Origin of the sequence: Bacillus sp. FSL K6-2839, assembly GCF_038003365.1 — a bacterium.
GTDB lineage: Bacteria > Bacillota > Bacilli > Bacillales > Bacillaceae > Bacillus.
Genome location: NZ_JBBOOZ010000001.1, coordinates 575,077 through 598,109 on the forward strand (window position 1 = coordinate 575,077; position 23,033 = coordinate 598,109).

Annotated in this window: 23 protein-coding genes; 10 read left to right on the top strand and 13 right to left on the bottom strand. The window is 40.5% G+C overall.

Translation table 11 applies throughout. The features are described from left to right. Positions 1-31: 31 nt before the first annotated feature. The 3 genes from gucD to MHH26_RS02630 form a co-directional block, all read right to left on the bottom strand. Positions 32-1,498 carry an alpha-ketoglutaric semialdehyde dehydrogenase GucD gene (gene gucD / locus MHH26_RS02620; protein ID WP_106037893.1) on the bottom strand — a complete coding sequence of 489 codons (1,467 nt, stop codon included), beginning with the start codon at positions 1,496-1,498 and terminating at the stop codon, positions 32-34. Between the two features lie 21 nt (positions 1,499-1,519). Next, positions 1,520-2,446 carry a 5-dehydro-4-deoxyglucarate dehydratase gene (kdgD, locus tag MHH26_RS02625; protein ID WP_106037892.1) on the bottom strand — a complete coding sequence of 309 codons (927 nt, stop codon included), beginning with the start codon at positions 2,444-2,446 and terminating at the stop codon, positions 1,520-1,522. Between the two features lie 184 nt (positions 2,447-2,630). Next, positions 2,631-3,995 (bottom strand): alkaline phosphatase, encoded by a 1,365-nt coding sequence (locus tag MHH26_RS02630; RefSeq protein WP_340972203.1) that lies wholly within the window; start codon positions 3,993-3,995, stop codon positions 2,631-2,633. Between the two features lie 353 nt (positions 3,996-4,348). Between MHH26_RS02630 and MHH26_RS02635 the strand changes: the two genes are divergently transcribed. Continuing rightward, entirely contained in the window at positions 4,349-5,179 is an 831-nt protein-coding gene (locus MHH26_RS02635) for a C40 family peptidase (RefSeq protein ID WP_307499379.1), read from the top strand. A gap of 140 nt (positions 5,180-5,319) precedes the next feature. On the opposite strand, the gene MHH26_RS02640 is transcribed toward MHH26_RS02635, so the two are convergent. Genes MHH26_RS02640 through MHH26_RS02650 form a run of 3 tightly spaced genes read right to left on the bottom strand, consistent with a single transcriptional unit; the run spans position 5,320 to position 7,140 of the window. Further along, a complete protein-coding gene (locus tag MHH26_RS02640) occupies positions 5,320-5,610 on the bottom strand; it encodes a hypothetical protein (protein WP_034663689.1) in 291 nt (96 codons plus the stop codon). Next, entirely contained in the window at positions 5,598-6,656 is a 1,059-nt protein-coding gene (locus MHH26_RS02645) for an anti-sigma factor (protein ID WP_034663685.1), read from the bottom strand. Before MHH26_RS02645 ends, MHH26_RS02640 begins: the two co-directional genes overlap by 13 nt. Continuing rightward, positions 6,649-7,140: a sigma-70 family RNA polymerase sigma factor gene (locus MHH26_RS02650; RefSeq protein ID WP_003211938.1), complete on the bottom strand. Its 492-nt coding sequence runs from the start codon at positions 7,138-7,140 to the stop codon at positions 6,649-6,651. The genes MHH26_RS02645 and MHH26_RS02650 overlap by 8 nt, the downstream gene beginning before the upstream one ends. A 372-nt stretch (positions 7,141-7,512) precedes the next feature. On the opposite strand from MHH26_RS02650, the gene MHH26_RS02655 reads away from it, so the two are divergent. Further along, positions 7,513-8,115, top strand: a complete 603-nt coding sequence (locus MHH26_RS02655) for a lysophospholipid acyltransferase family protein (protein ID WP_034663683.1) — start codon at positions 7,513-7,515, stop codon at positions 8,113-8,115. Positions 8,116-8,154: 39 nt separating this feature from the next. Here MHH26_RS02655 and MHH26_RS02660 read toward each other — a convergent pair whose 3' ends face one another. Next, a complete protein-coding gene (locus MHH26_RS02660) occupies positions 8,155-9,486 on the bottom strand; it encodes a hemolysin family protein (RefSeq protein ID WP_012009419.1) in 1,332 nt (443 codons plus the stop codon). 58 nt (positions 9,487-9,544) lie between these two features. Further along, positions 9,545-9,985, bottom strand: a complete 441-nt coding sequence (locus MHH26_RS02665) for a MerR family transcriptional regulator (protein WP_034620022.1) — start codon at positions 9,983-9,985, stop codon at positions 9,545-9,547. A 334-nt stretch (positions 9,986-10,319) separates the two neighbouring features. Between MHH26_RS02665 and MHH26_RS02670 the strand changes: the two genes are divergently transcribed. Continuing rightward, complete coding sequence (locus MHH26_RS02670) at positions 10,320-11,702, top strand: hemolysin family protein (protein ID WP_034663680.1); 1,383 nt, start codon at positions 10,320-10,322, stop codon at positions 11,700-11,702. Positions 11,703-11,791: 89 nt separating this feature from the next. Then, entirely contained in the window at positions 11,792-12,184 is a 393-nt protein-coding gene (locus tag MHH26_RS02675; RefSeq protein WP_307499381.1) for a transcriptional regulator, read from the top strand. Here the strand turns inward: MHH26_RS02675 and crcB (MHH26_RS02680) are convergent. Genes crcB (MHH26_RS02680) through MHH26_RS02690 form a run of 3 tightly spaced genes read right to left on the bottom strand, consistent with a single transcriptional unit; the run spans position 12,181 to position 13,664 of the window. Beyond that, positions 12,181-12,546 carry a fluoride efflux transporter CrcB gene (gene crcB / locus MHH26_RS02680; RefSeq protein ID WP_340972207.1) on the bottom strand — a complete coding sequence of 122 codons (366 nt, stop codon included), beginning with the start codon at positions 12,544-12,546 and terminating at the stop codon, positions 12,181-12,183. The genes MHH26_RS02675 and crcB (MHH26_RS02680) overlap by 4 nt on opposite strands. Further along, positions 12,547-12,942 carry a fluoride efflux transporter CrcB gene (gene crcB / locus MHH26_RS02685; protein ID WP_060595870.1) on the bottom strand — a complete coding sequence of 132 codons (396 nt, stop codon included), beginning with the start codon at positions 12,940-12,942 and terminating at the stop codon, positions 12,547-12,549. A gap of 5 nt (positions 12,943-12,947) precedes the next feature. Further along, entirely contained in the window at positions 12,948-13,664 is a 717-nt protein-coding gene (locus MHH26_RS02690) for a glycerophosphodiester phosphodiesterase (protein WP_334748433.1), read from the bottom strand. 306 nt (positions 13,665-13,970) lie between these two features. Here MHH26_RS02690 and MHH26_RS02695 point away from each other — a divergent pair, with 306 nt between their 5' ends. From MHH26_RS02695 to MHH26_RS02705, 3 genes are all read left to right on the top strand, one after another. Continuing rightward, entirely contained in the window at positions 13,971-14,072 is a 102-nt protein-coding gene (locus MHH26_RS02695; RefSeq protein ID WP_017360338.1) for a YhdX family protein, read from the top strand. Positions 14,073-14,236: 164 nt separating this feature from the next. Continuing rightward, positions 14,237-15,325 (top strand): mechanosensitive ion channel family protein, encoded by a 1,089-nt coding sequence (locus MHH26_RS02700; protein ID WP_340972209.1) that lies wholly within the window; start codon positions 14,237-14,239, stop codon positions 15,323-15,325. A gap of 29 nt (positions 15,326-15,354) precedes the next feature. After that, on the top strand, positions 15,355-16,086 hold the full coding sequence (locus tag MHH26_RS02705; RefSeq protein ID WP_400559241.1) for an NAD-dependent protein deacylase: 732 nt from the start codon (positions 15,355-15,357) through the stop codon (positions 16,084-16,086). A gap of 43 nt (positions 16,087-16,129) precedes the next feature. Here the strand turns inward: MHH26_RS02705 and MHH26_RS02710 are convergent, their stop codons facing one another. After that, positions 16,130-16,984, bottom strand: coding sequence for a polysaccharide deacetylase family protein (locus tag MHH26_RS02710; RefSeq protein WP_034663654.1), 855 nt, complete (start codon positions 16,982-16,984; stop codon positions 16,130-16,132). A 296-nt stretch (positions 16,985-17,280) separates the two neighbouring features. On the opposite strand from MHH26_RS02710, the gene dat reads away from it, so the two are divergent. Then, positions 17,281-18,138, top strand: coding sequence for a D-amino-acid transaminase (gene dat, locus MHH26_RS02715; protein ID WP_307499386.1), 858 nt, complete (start codon positions 17,281-17,283; stop codon positions 18,136-18,138). Between the two features lie 46 nt (positions 18,139-18,184). Here dat and MHH26_RS02720 read toward each other — a convergent pair whose 3' ends face one another. After that, positions 18,185-18,691, bottom strand: coding sequence for a universal stress protein (locus MHH26_RS02720; protein WP_003210990.1), 507 nt, complete (start codon positions 18,689-18,691; stop codon positions 18,185-18,187). 556 nt (positions 18,692-19,247) lie between these two features. On the opposite strand from MHH26_RS02720, the gene MHH26_RS02725 reads away from it, so the two are divergent. Continuing rightward, entirely contained in the window at positions 19,248-21,005 is a 1,758-nt protein-coding gene (locus MHH26_RS02725) for an ABC transporter ATP-binding protein (RefSeq protein WP_034663647.1), read from the top strand. Beyond that, positions 21,002-23,017, top strand: a complete 2,016-nt coding sequence (locus tag MHH26_RS02730; protein WP_340972213.1) for an ABC transporter ATP-binding protein — start codon at positions 21,002-21,004, stop codon at positions 23,015-23,017. Before MHH26_RS02725 ends, MHH26_RS02730 begins: the two co-directional genes overlap by 4 nt. Positions 23,018-23,033: the final 16 nt, after the last annotated feature.

Consider the following 23,033-nt stretch of genomic DNA (forward strand, 5'->3'; position numbering starts at 1 on the left):
GAGGGCAGGTGCCCTCTCAAATGCTTCAAATTTACGATTTAATGAAAACCGTTTGAATGGCTGTGAAAAATTCCTTTGCCGCTTCTCCTTGTTCACGAGAATGAGAGCTTGATTGTTTCATTCCACCAAATGGAGCCTGTAATTCTACTCCTGCACTTTCTGCATTAATTCTAATGAGTCCTGCTTGGATATTCTGAATAAAGGTCAGCATACGGCCGATGTTTTGTGTGAAAATAGAAGCGCTTAAGCCAAATACCACATCATTGGCAATGTGAAATGCTTCATTTATATCTCCCACTTTGATTAAAGCAATGACTGGCCCAAATATTTCTTCTTGAGCGATGGTCATGTCTGAGGTGACATGTTCAAAAATGGCAGGCTCTATATAATAGCCATTCTGATAATCACCATCTGTTAATGGTTCCCCGCCAAAGAGAAGGGTAGCTCCTTCTTTTTTTCCTGTTTCAATATAGGAAAGGCATTGATCAAGCTGTTGTTTGCTTGCGATTGGACCCATCCATACGTCTTTTTTTAAACTGTCCCCTATAGTGATTTCCTGCGTCTTTTGAAGCAGCTTTTCTTTAAAGGCATCATAGATGTCTTCTTGGACAATGACTCGGCTCGTTGCTGTACATTTTTGTCCTGTTGACCGGAAAGCTCCTGTAATGGTGGCTTCCACCGCAAGATTAAGATCCGCATCATTGGCTACAATAACGGGGTTTTTCCCGCCCATTTCAAGCTGATACTTGATGCCTCGTTCAAAGGCTTTTTGACCGATAGCTTTACCAGTTGCATTGGATCCAGTAAATGTAATCCCTTGGATATTTGGATGTTCAATCATTCCTTGACCTACAACAGCTCCCGACCCTGTTACCATATTGACTACTCCCTTTGGGAGATGAGCATCTGCAAAGCAGGCCATGATTTTTGCGCAAGTAGCCGCAGTTTCTGTCGCAGGTTTAATGACGACCGTGTTGCCATAAATGAGTGCAGGTGCCATTTTCCAAATAGGGATGGCAATAGGGAAATTCCAAGGAGAGATGACGCCTACAACACCTAATGGAACCCTTTTAGTGAACATGAGTGCTTCTCGATCAGTAGAAGGAATGACATCTCCTTCTTTTCGCATCCCTTCGCCGGCATAGTAACGCAGGATGGCCACACCGCGTGCCGCTTCTCCTTTTGCCTCCGGAAGTGTTTTACCCATTTCTTTTACAGCAGTGACTGCAATGTCATCGAGACGTTCCTCTAGCAAATCAGCTGCTCTATAAAGATATTGTCCTCGTTCTGCACCTGATAAATCTCGCCACGCTGTCTTTGCTTCATGTGCTGCAGTGATAGCTGCGTTCACATCTTCAAGGCTTGAGCGCTGTACATATCCAACGGCCTCTTCTTTGTCGGCAGGATTCTGGATGGGGATCACTTCTCCTGTCGAAGCCTTTACCCATTCACCATTGACATAATTGAAGTACGTTTTTTGTTTCACTGAAATGGACATAATATGATCTCCTTTCTATTGTTAATTCACAGCCGCTTTTTTAGGGAAGCGTTCCATTGCGTGCTGCAAAATGCTCTCTAGTTCTTGATAGTGTTCTTTCTCTACAGGGACAACAGGTGGTCTTGCTGAATTGCGGACAGCATGCCCCATGATGTTCATGCCAGCTTTAATTAATGAGACAGCATAGCCCTTTCTCTGTTGACGAATCCGGTTAATCGGTAAAATTACACTTGTGTATATGTCCTTGACCATTTCCTGATCACCAGTCTTCAGTGCGTGATAAAACATTCTTGAGATGTGAGGGATATAGTTTGAAATGGCGGAGGAATAGGAATGAAAACCAATCGGTAAGTAAGCCGGCATTGTGACCTCTGCCATAGGCAATCCATTTAGATAGCTGAGCCTGTCGCCTATCGTATAGGAAAGGTTCACGTTTAAATCCATATCACCGACCCCATCTTTTACACCAACAAGCTGTTCAAAAGTAGTGAGCCGTTTGATTTGCTGCACTGAGAGAACAGCATTATCTCGTTGATACAAGATGGCATTTAAGTTTGTACTTTCCATAATGGTTTTGGCGTATTCATATAGTCCTTCTTGTTCTCCATGAATTAAATAGGGAGGGAGTAATAAGTAACCATCAACGCCTTTTTCCTCGGAAATTCTCGCCCATTCCAGGGCAGTATTTAAATTTCCGCCAACTCCTGAATAAACAGGGACTTTACCACCGGCAGCTGCCAGTGCCACATCAATCATTTGCTCGTATTCTTTTTGACTAATAGACTGGAATTCTCCCGACCCACAAGCAATAAAAATGGCATCAAGCCCTTCGTCTAGTAAGAATTGAATGTTTTGAAATAGTGCTTCCTCGGAGAGCTGTCCATTTGCTTGAAAAGGGGCAATAGGAAACCCTAATATGCCTTCTGGTGCTTTTCTATCTTGAATCATGGTTAAAAACCTCCTGTGAAGTGAATTGTTAAAAAGAAAGATAAGCGCTACCAAAAACCCTTTTGTTTTATTGTAAGACAAATAAACAATTTGTCAATATCTTTATTTTCAGAATTTTTCCTGGAAGATTGAACAATAAAAAGAGCAGGTACTTAGTGCACCTGCTCTTACAAAGATTTTTGTCTTATTGATGATTAAGTAATTTAAAGATATGTTTAGCCTGATCTGTATTTTCCATCAGCCCTTTTAGTTTTTGACTGGATGGTCCGTATGCAAAGAATGGAACTTCATCACCCGTATGACCTGATGTTGTCCAGCCTGTATGTGATCTCACGTTGATCACTTCTTCAATCGCATCATCAATTTTAACAGCATCCTTTGTTTCAGCGGCCTTTTGAATGGAGGCCATTTCTTCTTTTGTGAAATCAAGATCGATGTATTGTTTCAGCGCTGATTCAACAGTCATGCCACTGACGATTTTGTTTGCGATAAAATCAGGTGTCTTTTTCGCTGCTTTTACCGGTTTGTAATCCCAGCTGCCCGAGCCGTCTGCCCCGAAGGAGAGTCCGCCAGTTGAATGATCGGCAGTGGTGATGACTAACGTATTTTTATCCTTTTTTGCAAAACGAATGGCTTCTTCAAATGCTTTTTCAAAATCCTTCATTTCGCTCATTGCACTGACAATATCATGATCATGTCCAGCCCAGTCAATTTGACTGCCTTCGACCATAAGGAAAAACCCTTTTTTGTTTTTAGACAGCTGTTTAATGGCTGAGGACGTCATGTCTTGCAGGGATGGGGTCTTTTTATCACGATCAATCGCTTTATCAAGACCACCATCAGCAAAAATGCCTAACACCTTTTGATTTTTGTTTTTTTGTAAGGCATCTTTATTGGTGACATAATCATATCCGGCTTGCTTGAATTCCTTCGTCAAATCACGATCCTTCCGGACAAAATCGACAAGACCTCCGCCAAGCATGACATCGACTGTATGCTGTTTTCTGATTTTTTCATCGAAGAAATCATCAGCGATGGCTGCTGTGTTTTTTCTCGATACATCGTGAGCCGCATACGCAGCAGGAGTGGCATTTGTTAATTCAGAGGTCACGACAAGACCTGTAGATTTTCCCTTCCGTTTTGCTTCTTCTAGAACTGTTTTTAATTTTTTGCCGTTTTTATTTACACCGATCGCATTGTTGTAAGTCTTTTTACCAGTTGCCATAGCTGTACCAGCTGCGGCAGAATCGGTGATATTGCTTTTAGAGTCGTTAGGGTATGTTTTGTGCATGCCAGTGAGGTAAGGGTCAAACGCTGTTTGTTTTGAAAGGTCTCCGTTGTGTTTAAATGAACGGTAAGTTGAAAGATACGGTGTTCCCATGCCATCCCCGATCAGCACGATCACATTTTTCACGTCATTTTTTTGCTTCTTTTTAGCCTCTGCTTTGTCAGCCTGTCCAAATTCAATCCCTGAAAAAATGCCAATCGATAGCATAGATGCTGCCGCCACTGCAGCGATTTTCGCTTTCGAGCTTTTCAACACACTCATTCATTTTGCCTCCTCATTGTTTATGTATCGCTCTTACGTTTACAATGGTAGAGCAGAATTGTGGATTCCCATTTACAGGATCGTAAAGTTCACTTTAAAATTGTAAAGGTCCACTTTACATAGAATGGACCAAAAAGAGAAATGAATGTATCATTTATCCATGACAAGATGCGTTTATTTTGTCATGATTGTGTAATGAAAATGAAATATAAAGAACCCTAAAAAAAAATAAATTTTGCCGAATTAATAAGCATAATGTCGTAGGAAGTCAAGACTATTTCTTCTGGTATTTGATCCTTATAATAGTAAGTAGATAAAATGCGGATCACGATAGATACATACAGGAGGAACAAATGAAAAAACAATTGATCACAGCTGCAAGTGCAGTTCTACTTGGGACGACATTATTTGCCGGAGCTGCCTCAGCACAATCAGTAAAAGTTCAAAAAGGTGACTCTCTTTCTGTTTTAGCGAAAAAATACAAAACAAGTGTGAGCAAGATTAAATCAGACAATAAGCTGAAATCTAACACGATTTATGTTGGACAAACTTTAAAAGTAAATGGTACTTCCTCAAAAAAAACTACGAAAACATCAAAAACAACAAAAGTAAAAGCGGCGTCAGCGACAGCTACTCATAAAGTTGTTAAAGGTGATACATTATCTAAAATCGGCAAAAAGTACGGCATGACTGTAAAAGAGCTGAAATCGTTAAATAAACTCAAATCAAACCTTATCAAAATTGGGCAAAAGCTAAAGGTCAAAAAGACATCTAAAAAAGTGAAGACAACACCTGTTAAAGAAAAAACAGTTTCTGCTTCTTCTTTAAACACGTCTAAGCTTGTAGCAGATGCTAAAGCGCACAATGGCACACCATATAGATGGGGTGGAACGACACCAAAGGGCTTTGATTGCAGCGGGTTTATGTGGTATATCATTAACAAACAAAAAAAGATTTCAAGACAAACAACTGAAGGTTTCTGGGGATCAATGAAAAGCGTATCAACACCAAAGGTTGGCGATTTTGTGTTCTTTACAACATATAAATCGGGTCCATCTCACATGGGTGTCTACATTGGGAACAACAAGTTTATTCATGCTGCTTCTGATGGTGTGACGATCAGTAATATGAATTCAAGCTACTGGAAGCCGATTTACCTTGGAGCGAAAACATTTGTGAACTAATTTATTCTAAGAGACTGCTTATGAAGCAGTCTTTTTTTATTTGCGCTGTAGACTTACCGTTGGGTATATTTAAGAAAATACCAAAAAGCCAGTGCTGCTTGGCGTAAGTCAAGTAACACTGGCTATTCATCTAATGAGATTTAAAAACCTAATTGAAGATCGACATCGATCGATACGATGGTGTAGACACAAACAATAACAAAGATATTCAGTACGACACCAAGGAACCCTGGGCCCGTACGGCCTTTTTTAATGAACAGTTCAATAATGCCAAATGGAACTGCGGCCATTGCAAAAGGAAGCATCTGAAAAGAATAAAATGTCACGTTGCTGATAATGGCGAGGTTCAGCATGAGCAGGGATAATATCGCTGTACCGACGGAAATCCAGCCAAATACATTATGCTCTTTAAAAATTCTTACCAATTCCATAATTCCACCTCGCTCACTTTTGCCGTTTTAATGCGTTTTGTCTTCACAAATTTCTCGATTTCTTTCGAAGGACCTGTGATCACAGAGCCATAAATCGTGACACCATTTTGGTTGATATAGCGTATTCGGTTTGACAGATCCAGTTCAGGTCTGCCAGAGATCGTTTTTGCCCAGGTTGGGTGCTGATCGACATAAGCAAGGGCATCTTTAAATTGATCTACCTCTGTTTTTGATGTGTGCTGAAGCTCTTTTAAGAATTCAGAGTCTTTCCCAGGGAAGCCGATTGGCCGCTGATTCCCGCTTAATGAATCCTCTGTTTTAATCGCATTCCAGAGCACTTTCATATCATATTTTTTAGCAAAGGAATAAACGTCCTTTGGTGTATAAGCTTTGTCATAGGATACATACACTTCACTGACTGTTCCTTCAGGAAGCTTGTCTAAAGTAGTGAGTGTTTGTTTTTTTGATGCATCTGGCTGCGCCGAAGGATGGGTAAAGAAATCCTCCGTATCGCGTGCGCTGTCACCATAATAAGAGATGGTAGGCTGCTTTAATTTATCGAAAAACATCTCGATTTGTTCACTGCCAATGGCTTCTGTTTTATTGCCAATTTGTTTTTGCAGCTTCAATTCGGTGTTCATCCCAAAAAGCTTGACTTGGCCTTTTAAATCCTTCATATCAATCGCCACGTTTGGTTTCGTCAAAGCGACGGTGACAGCGGCTGTTTCCATGAAGTGATTCCCTTTGCTCTCTGCTCCGCCCACACCGTAGTATAGATAACTTCCTAATGTACAAAGCGGTAAAATAATGAGTGTCGATATGACAGCAAGCACGGAAATCCGTAAATAAGACTTTCTTTTTCCGTATTGTAAGATGGCTTTTTGCTTTTCAGGACTGATGGAAAAATCTGTCCAATCCGAGTCGTTCAGTTCCTGACTTAAGCGTTTTTCGTTTTCTTCAAGTTCTTCTTCAAACGCCATCATTTCTTCCTCGTTCATCTCACCATTATTATATTGTTCCCATCGCTTGTTAAACTCTTCATTCATCATTAACACCTCTGTTGTAAAGTGCTTTTAGGCGCTGCCTTGCACGAAATAAAACACTTTTAAAATTTGCTTCAGTAATATTCATGACCTTGGATGCTTCCTTGTAATTCAGTTCTTTTAAATAATACAATGTCAACGCTTCCTTGTAGTTATCTGGAAGCTGCTCTAAATACATGTTGAGGACTTCTTTTATTTCAACCTGTTCAGCAGGGCTTTGTACAGACGTTTGTAAAAGGCCGCCAATTAGATCATCCGATATGGTCACTTCTTTTTTATGTTTCCTGACATAATCAATAAAAGCATTTCGTGCCACCTGAAATAACCAAGGTTTCACTTTGCTATGGTCGTAGGAATGAATATGTATATAAGCACGCATAAAGGTTTCCTGCAATAAGTCTTCTGCCAAATGTTTGTCTTTTGTCATGGAGAGCAGAAACCTGTAAACATCGTTCATATACATTTGATAAATTTCATCGATCGTCACTGATTTTTCTCCCCTCTATGTTATACACGCATAAGAAAGGCATAAAGTTGCACGAAACTTCTCAATACCGTACATTACTCATCTCTTTCGCCGAATCAAAATCATTTCTCCTTATCATAGCGAAATTTACGCCATTTATAAAGCATTTTCAATAGAACAAATCAGGAAAAAACCTTAAAAAACGACAAAATTGGACACAATTCCTCTTCTATTCTCTCCTAAAACCATGGACCTGGATACAGAAAGACCGGTGATTCTTAACGAAAAATGATGTGATGGTTTGGCTGTTTCATGAAATTTTTAGTACCAGGTAATAAAAAATTTGTTATAATAGAAACAAATCCTTCATTCTTCAAACAAAGGAAGTGCACTATGTATAAATTTTCAGGCTATACCATCAAAGTATTATTTTCTCTCCGAGGCGGAATCAAAGTATATCAAAAAGAGAATCTGCCAACGGATCGGGGGTTTGTCATTGCATGTACACATGAGGGTTTTGTGGATGTTCTTGCATTAGGCGCAGGGATTCTTCCGTTTGAGATCCACTACATGTCGAAAAAAGAATTGTTTGCAAATAAATGGATCGGTGGATTTTTAAAGAAGATTCATGCCTTTCCAGTTGATCGAGAGAATCCTGGGCCAAGCAGTATTAAAACGCCCATTAAATTATTAAAAGAGGGAAAGATCGTCGGGATTTTTCCAAGCGGAACACGTACAACAGAGGATGTACCTTTAAAAAGAGGTGCGGTCACCATTGCCCAGCTCGGTAAAGCGCCAATCGTTCCAGCAGCGTACAAAGGACCGTCCAATGCGAAAAGTCTTTTCAAAAAGGGGAAAATGCGCTTAATTATCGGTGAACCGATTGAGCAGTCAGAATTTGAGCATCTGCCGCCAAAAGAACGGTTAGGTGCCATGACGGAAGTATTAAACACGAGAATTAAAGAACTTGAAGCTCAATTAATGGAAAAGGCGTAAGAAAAACGACCGCTTGCTTTGGCAAGGGTCGTTTTTTTCTTAAGAAGCGCCTTCTTCAGCGGCTTCTGCTAATTGTTCATTTAACTTTTTGACTTCGATATATACCACATGGTGTCCATCGACTTCATTAATGATAAATTCATAGCCTTGTTCACGAATGGTGTCATTTTTCTCAACTTCATATTTCTGTGTAAGGAACCATCCGCCGATCGTATCGACCTCTTCGTTATCTAGCTGCGTACCTAAGAGCAGGTTGACTTGGTCAACTAGAACCTTTCCATCAAAGATGTAATGGTCTTCTCCAAGTTTACGAACTTCGTTGATTTCATCAATATCGAATTCATCACGAATTTCACCGACGATTTCTTCAAGAATGTCTTCTACAGTCACAAGACCTGCTGTACCGCCGTATTCATCTGATAAAATCGCCATGTGTACACGTTCACGCTGCATTTTGAGCAATAAATCATGTACAGGAACTGTTTCAATCACATGAATAATCGGGTTGACAAACTTTTCGATTGTATCACTTGTAGAACACTCACCGCTAATGCAGGCAGTGAGAACCTCTTTAATGTTTAGAACACCAATCATGTTATCTTTATCGCCATCTTCAATTGGATAACGTGTATATTTCTCTACCTTGGTCACCTTCAGCATTTCCTCAATGGTAATATCATGAGGGAAGCTGACAACTTCAGTACGAGGAATCATAATTTCTTTCGCCAGACGGTCATCAAATTCAAAAATTTTATTTACATATTTGAATTCAGACTGGTTAATTTCGCCGCTTTTATAGCTCTCTGATAAAATAATCCGCAATTCTTCTTCAGAGTGCGCCATGTCATGCTCAGAAACTTGCTGAAGACCGAACGCTTTTGTTAACAAACGAGCAGATCCATTTAATACCCAGATAAACGGGAACATCACTTTGTAAAAAATCATGAGCGGTCTAGCAAAAAGAAGAGATACTTGCTCCGCCTTTTGAATGGCGAGTGTTTTTGGTGCAAGTTCTCCAACCACAACGTGTAAAAACGTCATAATACTAAACGCAATAATAAAAGTGACAATAGAACTAGCTGATTGAGGAATGGACAGCTCTACAAATAGTGGAGCAAGCATGTGCGCAATTGTTTCTTCCCCTAACCAACCAATACCAAGGGCGGTAATGGTAATACCGAGCTGACAGGCCGACAGATACTCATCAAGGTGAGTCGTGACATGCTTGACAGCAACTGCTGTTTTATTACCTTCTGCGATTAACTGATCAATTCTTGAGCTTCTTAAGCGAATGATCGCAAACTCTGATGCTACGAAAAATGCGGTTAAAGCTATAAGCAAAGCAACTATAAGTAAATTAACTATGTCCAATTAAGGCCTTCGTTCTGACTTTGAGAACGAAGGTAACACCTCCTGTTTAGTAAAAATTTTAACTTAACAGCAGTAAAAATGATTGGACAGCCGTCATCTTTTCAGGTGTAAGCTGCTCTTTTAATTTTTCACGTTGTTCTGGCTGAAGCTGCTTACAACGTACCAAAATGCGGTCCATATGCTCGTTCATCCGATCGATATCAGAGGTTAAATGGACAAGTTCATCAGGATCTTCCTTTTGAGAAGGGAATTGTTCATCTAATCTGGATTTGATGTCAGAAAGAGCCAATCTCTGCTGTTTGCAAAGAACGATTAATTGTAATCGTTTTAAAGCATGTTCATCGTAATAACGATAATTTGAGCAAGATCTAACAGGCGCAAGCAAACCTAGATTTGTATAATAATCTACAGTTCGTTTCGTCACCTGTGCAATCTGTGCTAGTTCACCAATACGATACTTTTTCTCAGCCCCATCTGAACATCTCCTCCTAACCGTCACGTTATAGTTTATGAAAATAGTTTAATATAATTCGAGTCTGAAATACAAGTTAATTGTTCATATTTCCTGCCGATATGAACATTAGAGAGGGATTTCTCAGTCTAGATTGTCCTGTCAAATTTAACATAGTGATACAGGAATTTTCAGATTATTTATGGTAAGATAAAATGAATACCGTTTCATATATATGTAGAGAAGCGGATTTATACGTGAACCGGAGGTGGTTAAGTGGGGCCCTCAATGTAGTCTTATTTAATCAGTTAACCGTTTTGCAAAATATAACATCATCAATCAGGAGGTGACTCCTTGTTCTTCTAAGAAAGAGCAAGGTTAAATGGACGATATTGTTAATCTGAGTATAGTCGGTGTTTTGATTGCTTTAACAGCTTTCTTTGTTGCATCTGAATTTGCCATAGTAAAGGTGAGAAGTTCAAGAATTAATCAACTTGTTGCCGAAGGGTCCAAAAAGGCCATCGTGGCGAAAAAGGTGACATCAAGGCTAGATGAATATTTGTCAGCCTGTCAGCTCGGTATTACAGTGACATCCCTTGGTTTAGGGTGGATTGGTAAGCCGGCTGTAAAAGAACTTTTGGTTCGAGGTTTCGGTTTGACAAACATTCCTGATTCAGCAATCAGCCTGATCTCAGCAACACTTGCGTTCTCTATTATTACCTTTTTGCATGTAGTCGTCGGTGAGCTTGCACCAAAAACGCTTGCGATTCAAAAGGCGGAAAAAATGACGCTCTGGCTGTCAGGCCCGCTGCATGCATTTTATATCCTGATGTTCCCTTTCATTTATGTGTTAAACGGGTCAGCCCGTGTTCTAACCAAAATGATGGGCATCGATATGGGGTCTGAAAAAGAACATTCCCACTCTGAAGAGGAATTGAAGATTTTATTATCTGAGAGCTTAAAAAATGGGGAAATCAACCCATCAGAATATAATTATATGAACAAGATTTTCGACTTTGATAATCGAATTGCCAGAGAGATCATGGTACCGCGGAGAGAAATTTGTGCAATTCCAGAAGATATGCCGCTAGATGATATCCTCTCCATCATGACGCAGGAAAAGTATACACGCTTTCCCGTGTTTTCAGGGGATAAAGACCATGTCATCGGCATGCTGAACAAAAAGCAGCTCTTTGCAGATCTTGTGTATCAAGGAGAAAAAGATCAACTGAAGATTCAAGATTATATATATCCAGTGATTGAGGTCATTGACACGATTCCTATTCAGGAGCTTCTCGTCAAGATGCAGCGCGATAGAATGCATTTGGCGATTTTAACCGACGAATATGGCGGAACGTCTGGACTTGTCACAACAGAAGATATTTTAGAAGAGATTGTTGGAGATATTCGAGATGAATTCGATGAAGATGAGCAGCCGGTTATTCAAAAAAGAGCCGATCATCATTATGTTTTAGATGGCAAAGTAAGATTAGATGAAGTTCAAGATTTGATCGAAATGTCATATCATGATGAAGAAATTGATACAATAGGCGGGTTAATCTTAAAAGAGAATATTGATATCCGAGAAGGACAATCCATTTATCTTGATGATATTCGGATGAAGGTCTTGGAGATGGATGGACGCTATGTGAAAAAGATCGACCTGAAGAAAGGCGTCACATCATCAGAAAAAGGAAATGCACGTACTGGGCTTGATATAAAAGAGCCGCTGTTAGTAAATGAAATGACCTTGAGCGAAAAATAAGCTCAAGGTTTTTTTAGGTATTTAGTCTCTTTTTGCGAATGTTTGTTCGGGTTATAATAAGAACAAATGTTCGATAGAGGGGGATGGACATGCTTTGGTATGAAACAGCAAGTATCACAGAGAAAAAAACCTCAATGAAACGTATTGAGTTTCATTTGAAGAATTTCAAAAATTACCAGGCAGCGATTTTAAATATCGAAAGACAGATTGAAAAAAGAAGCCCGCATCATCTGGATCACATGACACGGAAGAAGTTAGAAGAGCAAAAAAATCAGTATGAACTCATCGTTGCATGTATTAAAACAGCACTAAAAGAGTTGGATGAAATAGAGCAGCAGCTCATCGATTACAAATATTTTCGAGATTGGCGGATGGCCAAATGTGCGATGGAAATCGGCTACAGTGAAAAAACACTCTTTTTAATGAAGCGCCAGCTCATGGATCAACTGCTCATCAGCTTAGCCGCCATTACCAATATTTAAAAAAGGTGATGTCCTATTTGATAGCACGCAGCAAAGAGACAGAAAGACCCGATGATCGTCATCAATAAGTAGACAGCAAGTTTTCCGATTTGCCGCTGTTGCAGCATGGTCGCAGACTCTACACTAAACGTAGAGAATGTTGTAAAGCCACCGAAAAAACCTGTTCCAATGATCATAAGCAGCGGATGATTGGCAGTCACGGCACCTGTCAGTATACCTAAACCGGCAGCACCTAATAAGTTGATGAGAATAATACTATACGGGAAACGAGCATGAGACTTGGTTTTCTGTATTAATTGGCTAATGAAAAAACGAAGGGCGCTGCCAATCCCGCCGGCAACAGCTGTATATAAAACGATCATTTATCTGCCTCCTCTCTGCTGCTTATTTTGATGAAAGAGCCGCTGAGCAAGCATCAGTCCACATAAGGCAGCGGCTACTCCGGCAATGACTGAGAGCAGGATGTAGATCACACTTGAGGTGAATTGCCCAGTCTGTAATAAAAGAACCGTTTCTTTAGAAAAAGTGGACATTGTCGTAAAACCTCCGCAAAATCCTGTTCCGATCAAAGCGGCAAGATATTTTTTTCCCTTCTGGAACATAAAATATCCTGTTGAAAAACCAAGAAGCAGACTGCCTGTTACGTTTTCGATTAGCGTTGCATAAGGGAATGTTTGGCTGACAATCGATTGGCTTAGTTCATATCTGCAAAGTGTCCCAAGCAGTCCGCCTATAAATACAGCAAGATACGCTTTCATTTACATCATTTCTCCTTTAGAAAAAATGGCGGGTGATCCGTCACCACTCCATCAACGGGATATTTTTTGATCCGATCGGCTGTTTTTTGGTCTTTCACAGTCCATATAAACACATCCATCCCGAATGAGTGGATGCGGTCTATCCACCATCTGTTGATCATCGTTTTCTTCATATTAAGACAATCGGCAAACGAGCTGTATGCAGTTAATTTTCTTTTCGCCAGTTTAAATGCAGTAGGCTTTATAATAAAAGCTGTTCGAAGAGAAGGGGCGAAAGCCTTGATTCTTTGAAGTGCATGATCATCAAAAGATTGAATCATGATATGACGAGAATAGGCAAACCGATTGATGATGTCGACAACTGCCTTTTCAATTCCTATCTGCCGTTTTGGGTGTTTGATCTCGATCAATATCCCGATCCGCTGGCTGTATCTCTCAAGAATTTCTTGTAATGTTGGAATTCGTTCATTCGTGTAATGTTGGTCAAACCAGCTTCCTGCGTCCAGTTTTTTCAGCTGATCAAGTGTATAGCTTTTGACTAAGCCGTTCCCATTCGACGTTCGGTCAACTGTATCATCATGGATCACGACGACGTGCTGGTCCAATGTGAGCTGTACATCTAATTCAATATAATCTGCACCCTGCTGAACAGCTAAATCAAACGCGGCCATTGTATTTTCTGGGGCAGCGCTTGATGATCCTCTATGCGCAATAATATACACATGCTCCAGCTCCCTGACATAAGTTCTGGTCTTATCATATCAAATGCTTTACCGTTTTTCCTTCTTTACTATATGGAGGGAAGAAGAGCTGTATGTAATGGTGAATCGCATTGCTAAGAAAGTATGATGATTCAAATGTGAAAAGTTGCAGGAATATCCCAAGCTTTGATTGAGTAAATCTGAAGTACATCAATTTTTCTTCGATCAATTTTGTCCAAATCGTCAGCGTTCGCCAAAATATTAGTGCTTTCGTCATGTTGACTGAAAATTCTGATGTTTTATAATGATGAAAAGGAGGCGAGATGATTGGGTAAAGGGAGAATTAGAGTGGAAGAACGTATTAAGGCCGAAACGGATGCTGAAATGTTTAAAGCGACTCTCCTTGATCAGGCTCAGAAGAAAAAGTAGTTTGCTGCCCGTCGATATGTCTCTAGCCAAAATTTCATAATTGAACATCATGCCTCGGGACTGGTCCCGAGGCTTTTTATATAGAGGTCAGACATTTATGAGAGGACATAAACGAAGGTTATATTATAAACTAGAGAGGATTGTTTTAAAGGAGAGAGACAAACATGATTACACAAAAATGGATGGATACATATTTTACAGTAGATGTTGCGATCCAAATCGGTATTAGCCTTTGTATTTTATTGCTTTTTTTATTGCTTCGGAAAGTATTTACGAAGTACTTATTTCATCTTCTCTTTAGGCTGACCAATCGGTCTAAAACAGAGGTCATTAACCAAATTGTTGTGGCTTTCGAAAAGCCAGCCAGACTGTTTTTTGTCGCACTTGGGTTATATTTTGCGTTAAGACAGGCACCATACTTTGAGCATCATATGGATGTCATCATCAAATTATATAGATCCTCTATTATATTGATGCTGACATGGGGGCTTTGTAATTTAACCGCAGCTTCTTCTTTCTTATTTCAAAAAGTAAATTCGAAATTTGAATTAGAAATGGATGATATTTTAGCACCGTTTTTATCAAAGGTACTTCGTTTCATTATCATTGCACTAAGTATTAGTGTCATTGCACAAGAATTTAATTATGATGTAAATGGACTGGTGGCAGGTCTTGGTCTAGGTGGTCTAGCCTTTGCGCTTGCTGCACAGGATACGGTGGCGAACTTTTTTGGAGGAATCGTCATCATTACAGAGAAGCCTTTTACAATGGGCGACTTTGTGGAGACGCCTAGTGTTCTTGGGACTGTCGAGGACATTACATTTCGAAGTACAAAGTTTAGAACACCTGCTGAAGCTGTCGTGACAGTTCCGAATTCTACGCTTTCAAAGGAACCTATCACGAACTGGACGAGAATGAATAAACGCCAAATTACGTTTTCCGTACGTGTATCCTACAATACACCAAAGGAAAATCTTGACCGATGCATCAAACGTCTCAAACAAATGCTTTATGAACATGATGGGGTGCACAAGGAGACGATCATGGTAAATCTCGATGTACTGGCGGACAGTTATTTGAATTTATTTTTCAACTTTTACACAAACACGACGGCTTGGGCTGAAAACCTTGATATTAAACAGGACATTAACTACCGTATCATGGATATCTTCCATCAAGAAGGTGTAGAATTTGCCTTCCCTGGACAGACCATTTATATGAAACAAAAAGGCGAAAAACAGCTGGGTGAATAAAGGAGGAATGGTGAGTGGATCAAACAAAGGTGGCAGCGCTAAGCGAGAAATTAACGCAGGCTTCACATATTATGGTACTTTCAGGTGCGGGTATGAGCACAGAATCGGGTATCCCCGATTTTAGATCAACGGGCGGCTTATGGACTGAAGACACCGCCCGCATGGAGGCGATGAGCCGGTCCTACTTTTTATCACACCCTCAGCAATTCTGGCCGAAATTCAAGGAATTGTTTCAGATGAAAATGAGCGGAGAGTACGAGCCCAATAGTGGACATACCTTTTTAGCCAGCCTTGAGAAACAAGGAAAACATGTGGATATTTTCACCCAAAATATTGATGGCTTGCATAAAAAAGCAGGAAGCCAGCATGTATATGAACTCCACGGCTCCATTCAAACAGCTACTTGCCCATCGTGCCAAGCGACATATGAACTGCCTTATTTATTACAAGAAGAAGTGCCTGTATGTCTAAAGGTTTCCTCAGACGGACGGACATGTGGGCGTGTGCTGAAAACAGATGTTGTCCTTTTTGGAGACAGGGTCAAACATTTTGATCAAGTAGAGAAATCACTTCAGCGAGCGGACCTTCTGCTCGTCATGGGGACTTCCCTAGAAGTGGCGCCAGCAAGATATATTCCAGAAGATGCCGCTCAAAATCCTTCCATCTTCAAGGTGATGATGAATTTGAGTGAAACAGAATACGATCCACTGTTTGATCTTGTCTTTCATGAGCGAATTGGCGATCTCGTGAAAGCTTTATAAATCATCAAAGACCCCGCATCCAAAAAAGGTGCGGGGTCTTTCTTTATTGTTGCAGCGGCTTCATCGATTCATCAAGGACTTCAAATGTATAGCCCTTCGCTTTTAGCTGTGTGATTAAACTGTTTAAGTATTTTGCTGTCGCTGGCTGATCGTGCATTAAGATGATTTTTGGTTCTTTTGGATGTTTTGTCTCAAGCACTTGCAGCTGATTTAATACCTCTGGTACATATTTTGAGCTTTTATATTTCCAGTCAAGACTGTCAATTGTCCAATCCCAGTATACAAAGCCTTTTTGTTTTAAACGTGCCTTTTGCTGATCCGTTAAATTTGGGGCGCTGCCATAAGGTGTTCTCACAAGATGTGTATACTCACCTGTGACAGAAGCCAAAATTCGCTGATCTTCCTTCATCTCATTGACGGGAGAATCACTTTTTTGATAAAAGCGTTTCACATCATGTGTGATACCATGAAGCCCTAACTGATGACCTTCTTGATGAAGTCTTTTCACAGCTGCCGGGTGTTCCTTAATCTGCGGCCCAAGCATAAAGAATGTGGCCTTTACTTGATGCGCTTTGAGCACATCTAAAAGCTGATTTGATGTCGCTGACGGACCATCATCAAAGGTTAAAAAGATTGTTTGATCCGTTACATGTTTGTTTGGGTTGATCTTAAAATGTGCATCTAATGTTTTCGTAGAATCATCTTTTGCTTTCAGACTTGTGCTTGTGTTTCGGAATTGACTGCTCGCAGACATTTTAGCCGGCTGATCTGCTGCCTGCATATTGGTTTTAGATATATCCCAAATAAAAAAGAGGATCAGTGACAGAATCACTAAACCAATCGCCTTTGAGAGCAGCATCGTGTTTGAAGGTGTCTGTTTTTTCGTAACCCGTTGCATTACAATCGCTCCAATAAATCAAAAATTTGTGTCGAATCATGTAGTAGATTCTGTCTTTTTTCGCTGTTTTTTGTCGTGCTCATATGGATTAAGTATACAGGAAAAAAGAGCCTATGAATATAGAAGATGCTAAAAAATTGGAATCTTTTTGGTTATGAGTCTATGTTTGTTACAATAGAAAGTTGACCATTTATCATGATGTGAAATAATTCTGAATAATCATTGAAACGTACTCATTTATCCGCTAAGATAGCATCAGACTCAACCATTAATGCGAAGCGAAGGGGAGATTCCGTATGAAAGTATTGTATAATGGCGATTTCATTGAAAAAAAGGATGCACATGTTGATATTGAAGACAGAGGCTATCAATTTGGTGACGGCGTCTATGAGGTCATCCGTGTATACAATGGGACTTTGTTTACATTAAAAGAGCATACAGAGCGTCTGTTCAAGAGTGCAAAAGAAATCGGCATTCATCTTCAAGGGGCAGTATCAGATATGGAAGAAAAGTTAAAACAGCTCGTCGCCCACAACCAATTAACAGATGGAGGTGTGTATATTCAAGTCACGCGGGGCGTCGCACCTCGTAAACATCAATATGGCGATTCTCTCACTCCTCAAATCACAGCATATACGTTCCAGGTGAAAAAGCCTGTTCATGAGCAGACAGCTGGTGCAAAGGCCATATTATCTGAGGACCTTCGCTGGTTAAGATGTGATATTAAAAGCTTAAATCTCTTATATAACGTCATGGAAAAGCAGAAGGCATCTGAAGCTGGTGCATTTGAAGCCATTCTCATTAGAGATGGTTTTGTGACTGAGGGAACCTCCTCGAATGTATATGCCATCATTGATGGCGTGATTCGCACACATCCAGCAAACAATCTTATTCTAAACGGTATTACCCGTAGAAAGCTTCTTGAGGTATGTAAAGAAGAGGGATGCAGTGTTGAAGAAACTCGTATAAGTAAAGAAGAGCTGCTGCGCGCGCAGGAAATCTTCATCAGCTCGACGACGGCTGAAGTCATTCCGATTGTTGAAATTGATGGCCAGCCAGTAGGGGAAGGCGTTCCAGGAGAGTTGACAAAGCGTGTACAGGAAGGCTTCCAGCAAAAAATTAAACATGAAAGTGAAGCATCTATTTCTTCATAAATAAAGAGAGGCTGTAAACCAATGTTTACAGCCTTTAGTGATTCTTTTATTTTACAATAAGCACAGGTATATCTGATTTTGATGATAACTTTTCACTTACACTGCCAAAGAGCATTTTTTTCAATCTGCTTTGGTCACGTGCTCCCATGACGATGAGGTCTGCTGATATGTCTTCAGCATATTCGATAATCGCTTCCGCTGGTTCCCCCTCAACAATTTCAATGGCAGCTTCAAACTGCTCCTCATTTAAAAGCATTCTTGCTTCTGCAACGACCTCTTCTGTATGATCTTCAAAAATCAAGGGACTTTGCTGTTCATCATGAGGTACATACACAGGGGGTGTTTGAAGGTCTGCCATGCCGCCGCCGATATAAGCTCCGCCAGTCATTGGGCGTGGTGCATCAAACACCTGTCTGCTTGATTTGCCATCATGTGCATAGGCAACAGTCAGCTTGGCATTCAAGGTTTTGGCTAGAGCGATTGCCTTTTTTAATGCTTTCTTACTGTCTTCATGTCCATCAAACGCAACGACCATCCGATCAGCTTGAAACAATGTCCTCATTCCTTTCAAAAGGAGTCTTTACACTCATGGTATACCCGTTATCTGAAAAAGATACACATGAAGGCGGTGAACTTTTTGTTAGAAAATTTCATTTATTGAAAAATATTTATTGACAAAATGGTGACAGCCACTATAAGATAAAAAAGATTCAAGAGCCAAAAGGAGGAAATGTCATGTGCAACATTGGAAGAATGAAATCAAACTGCATGAATGGGTTGATTCACGTGACAATTACACCTTCATTGGTCATTGAAAAGGGACTCGTATGTTCCAATTGATCGGATGAATCAAGGCGTATGTTGCGTATTTGTCAACATGCGCCTTTTTACATGACTAAAAGAGGCGTACCAGACAGCTGGTTGCCTCTTTTTTTGTTGTATTCATTTCGCATTTCGAAATAAAGGGATGGAGATCAACAAGTAAATGAAGAGGAGTGAAAGCATGTGAACATGCCAAAAGCAAGACAAATGACAAAAACCAAAAAAACGAAACAAGGTGACAGCCAGGAAAATCTAGAAAGCGGCTAGCTTTAAAAGGAGAGACAAACATGTTTTCAGTATTTGCGAAATTAGGCTGGTTCTTCAAACAAGAGTGGAGGCGTTACACGATCGCCATTACGCTTCTGCTCATTGTGAATGTGCTTGAAATGCTGCCGCCAAGATATCTTGGGCAGGCAGTTGATGACATTCGTTCTGGTCAATTTACAACATCCAGTATTGTGTTTTATGTAACCATTTTTTGCTTGCTAGGTGTCGTCGTCTATACGCTGACATATTTTTGGATGTATCAGTTATTTGGCGGCGCAAATGTCATGGAGCGTGTGATGCGCGGGAAGCTCATGCGTCACTTACTTAAGATGACACCCACCTTTTATGAAAAGAAAAAAACCGGTAATTTAATGGCATTAGGTACAAACGATTTAAATGCTGTGGCTTTAACGACAGGTTTTGGCGTTCTGACATTGGTTGATTCCACTGCTTATATGCTGATGATCTTCTTTACGATGGGGCTGACGATTAGCTGGAAATTAACCTTAATGGCGATCATCCCTATGCCGCTGATGGCGCTCTTGATTGCGTATTATGGTAGCAAGATTCATGATCGCTTTACAGTTGCCCAAGATGCATTTGGTGATATGAACGATCGCGTCCTTGAATCAGTCGCAGGTGTCCGGGTTATTCGGTCTTTTGTACAGGAGAAACAAGATGTCGAACGCTTTCGCCAAATGACAGATGATGTATTTCAAAAAAATATGAGAGTGGCGATCATTGATTCATTGTTTGAGCCGACAGTGAAATTACTTGTCGGTGTCAGCTACTTAATTGGAATCGGCTACGGAGCCTATCTTGTGTTCCAAAGTGATTTAACCATTGGTGAGCTTGTCGCATTTAACGTCTATCTTGGAATGATGATCTGGCCAATGTTTGCGATAGGCGAATTGATTAATATTATGCAAAGGGGAAATGCGTCGTTAGACCGGTTGAATCATACACTCAGCTACAAGCCGGATGTCACAGACGCTTCTCAGCCAAAAACGTTACAAGAGCCTGGCGATATTCAGTTTGATCACGTGACATTCAGGTATCCAACTTCCCCTAAAGATAATTTAATTGATGTGTCCTTTACGGTTCGAAAAGGGCAGACAATCGGAATTACAGGCAAAACAGGAAGCGGTAAAACGACTATCGTAAAACAGCTTCTGCGCCAGTATCCAACAGGTGATGGTCAAATCCTGCTATCAGGAGTCCCAATCCAAGAGATCGAATTGGATCAGCTATTTCAATGGATCGGATACGTACCGCAGGATCATATCCTTTTTTCAAAAAGTGTAGAAGAGAATATGCGCTTTGGTCATCGGGACGCAAAACAAAATGAATTAGCACAAGCGATCAAAGATGCTTACTTTGAAAAAGATTTACGTCTTTTGCCAGAGGGTCTCGAAACCATGGTGGGGGAAAAAGGTGTGGCGCTGTCAGGTGGACAAAAGCAGCGAATTTCCATTGCACGCGCTTTATTAATAGACCCCGACATTTTAATACTGGATGACTCGCTTTCTGCGGTAGATGCAAAAACAGAAACCGCTATTTTAGAAAATTTAAGGCAAAATCGTCATGGGAAAACGACGTTTATTACGACTCATCGTCTATCAGCTGTTGAGCATGCGGATCTCATACTTGTCATGGAAGAAGGATGCATAGTCCAAAAGGGCACCCACGAAGAGCTCATTCAGCAAGATGGGTGGTACAAAGAACAATTTTTGCGTCAGCAGCTGACAAACCAGCTGGAAGGAGGGGATGAGGCATGACAACAGGAAGAAGACTCCTTGCCTACGCACTCCTTTATAAGAAAGTACTGTCTGTTGCCTTGATCTTTCTCATCATTGCAGTAGGTGCTGAACTGACAGGACCATTTATTGGGAAGAAAATGATTGATGATCATATTTTAGGTGTAGAAAAACCGTATGTCGAAGTCAATGAAAAAACAGACAAAACCGTTTATTACCAGGGAAATAACTATATACGAAGCGATCGATTAGACAGTGGTATGAAATCCGGAAAACAAATCAATGTGGTGCAAGTCGGATTCGGTTACTATTTTGTAAATGAGCCGATTCGTTTTGATGGAAACCGAAAGATATCCGGAGATCAGCTTACCATTGAAAATGGGAACGAGCGCGAGACATATCAAGTACAGCGTTTATCAAAAGAGGAAATTTTCTCTTTTTATGAGCCGGAAATCAGTGGTTTGGTGCAGCTTGTTCTATTTTATCTAGGGCTTCTCGTCATTGCGATTTTCTTTCAGTATGCGCAGCATTATCTGCTACAGCGGATAGCCAATCGAATTATTCAAAAAATGAGGGTTGATGTATTTGAGCATATTCAAACGCTGCCTATCCGGTATTTTGATAATTTACCGGCTGGAAAGGTCGTAGCGAGGATTACCAATGACACAGAAACCATTCGTGATTTATATGTGACAGTCCTCGCTAATTTCGTGACGAGTGCTATTTACATGATTGGAATTTATATTGCCATGTTTTTATTAAATGTGAAGCTGGCACTCATTTGTTTGGTGGCGGTACCGATTATTTTCCTATGGTCAATGACCTACAGAAAGTTTGCATCAGTGTACAACCACCGCATTCGTTCGATCATTAGTGACATCAATGCCAAGCTAAATGAAGCCATTCAAGGGATGACCATTATTCAAGCGTTTCGTCATGAAAAAGTGACGAAAGAGGAATTTGATGAGCTGAACAACAATCACTTTCGATATCAGCGAAAGATGCTGCATTTAAATTCACTTCTGTCGCATAACTTGGTTAACCTGCTTCGGAATTTAGCATATGTGGCACTCATTTGGTATTTTGGCGGTGCGTCCTTAAGTGCGACGGGCATTGTGTCAATTGGTGTGCTCTATGCGTTTGTCGATTATTTAAATCGATTATTTCAGCCGATTACAGGCATTGTGAACCAATTCTCGAGATTGGAATTAGCAAGGGTTTCATCGGAAAGGGTTTTCCGATTATTAGATGAGCCAGGAACAACAGTGGAAGAACCTGTTCAAAAGAAAATGGAGGGACACGTTCAGTTCCAAGATGTCACCTTTGCTTATAATGAAGGAAATAATGTATTAAAGAACATTACGTTCGAGGCCAAAAAAGGCCAGACGGTTGCACTTGTGGGGCATACCGGTTCTGGGAAAAGCTCGATCATGAACTTGCTGCTGCGTTTTTATGACATTCAGCAGGGAAACATTCTCATAGATGGGGAAAGCATTTATCACCAGTCACGCCAAACGTTGCGTAAACAAATGGGCATTGTGCTTCAAGACCCGTATTTATTTTCCGGAACGATTGCATCCAATGTCAGCTTAGGAAATGAAGACATTAAAAGAGAAACGATTGAATCATCATTAAAGCAAGTAGGCGCAGTAGAGTTATTGAAGCACCTGCCAAAAGGATTTGATGAACCAGTCGTTGAAAAGGGGAGTACTCTTTCCTCAGGAGAACGTCAGTTAATCTCATTTGCCCGTGCATTAGCGTACGATCCAGCGATCTTAATTTTAGATGAAGCCACCGCAAACATTGATACAGAAACAGAAGCGATCATTCAGCGGGCGCTTGATGTCGTCAAAGAAGGACGAACGACTTTTGTCATTGCTCACCGATTATCCACCATTAAGAAAGCCGATATGATTTTGGTATTAGAAAAAGGTGAAATTGTCGAGCGAGGCAGTCATGATCAACTCATGCAGCAAGAAGGGCTGTATGCGCAAATGTACGAACTGCAAAAGGGTGCTGTTGCAAACAGCTGATGAATAACAAAAAAGA

What these genes read in the sequence shown, in the direction of transcription:
- gucD (WP_106037893.1), bottom strand. Translation starts at nt 1,498, where the DNA reads ATGTCCATTTCAGTGAAACAAAAAACGTACTTCAATTATGTCAATGGT.
- kdgD (WP_106037892.1), bottom strand. Translation starts at nt 2,446, where the DNA reads ATGATTCAAGATAGAAAAGCACCAGAAGGCATATTAGGGTTTCCTATT.
- MHH26_RS02630 (WP_340972203.1), bottom strand. Translation starts at nt 3,995, where the DNA reads ATGAGTGTGTTGAAAAGCTCGAAAGCGAAAATCGCTGCAGTGGCGGCA.
- MHH26_RS02635 (WP_307499379.1), top strand. Translation starts at nt 4,349, where the DNA reads ATGAAAAAACAATTGATCACAGCTGCAAGTGCAGTTCTACTTGGGACG.
- MHH26_RS02640 (WP_034663689.1), bottom strand. Translation starts at nt 5,610, where the DNA reads ATGGAATTGGTAAGAATTTTTAAAGAGCATAATGTATTTGGCTGGATT.
- MHH26_RS02645 (WP_034663685.1), bottom strand. Translation starts at nt 6,656, where the DNA reads ATGAATGAAGAGTTTAACAAGCGATGGGAACAATATAATAATGGTGAG.
- MHH26_RS02655 (WP_034663683.1), top strand. Translation starts at nt 7,513, where the DNA reads ATGTATAAATTTTCAGGCTATACCATCAAAGTATTATTTTCTCTCCGA.
- MHH26_RS02670 (WP_034663680.1), top strand. Translation starts at nt 10,320, where the DNA reads ATGGACGATATTGTTAATCTGAGTATAGTCGGTGTTTTGATTGCTTTA.
- MHH26_RS02675 (WP_307499381.1), top strand. Translation starts at nt 11,792, where the DNA reads ATGCTTTGGTATGAAACAGCAAGTATCACAGAGAAAAAAACCTCAATG.
- crcB (WP_340972207.1), bottom strand. Translation starts at nt 12,546, where the DNA reads ATGATCGTTTTATATACAGCTGTTGCCGGCGGGATTGGCAGCGCCCTT.
- crcB (WP_060595870.1), bottom strand. Translation starts at nt 12,942, where the DNA reads ATGAAAGCGTATCTTGCTGTATTTATAGGCGGACTGCTTGGGACACTT.
- MHH26_RS02700 (WP_340972209.1), top strand. Translation starts at nt 14,237, where the DNA reads ATGATTACACAAAAATGGATGGATACATATTTTACAGTAGATGTTGCG.
- MHH26_RS02710 (WP_034663654.1), bottom strand. Translation starts at nt 16,984, where the DNA reads ATGCAACGGGTTACGAAAAAACAGACACCTTCAAACACGATGCTGCTC.
- dat (WP_307499386.1), top strand. Translation starts at nt 17,281, where the DNA reads ATGAAAGTATTGTATAATGGCGATTTCATTGAAAAAAAGGATGCACAT.
- MHH26_RS02725 (WP_034663647.1), top strand. Translation starts at nt 19,248, where the DNA reads ATGTTTTCAGTATTTGCGAAATTAGGCTGGTTCTTCAAACAAGAGTGG.
- MHH26_RS02730 (WP_340972213.1), top strand. Translation starts at nt 21,002, where the DNA reads ATGACAACAGGAAGAAGACTCCTTGCCTACGCACTCCTTTATAAGAAA.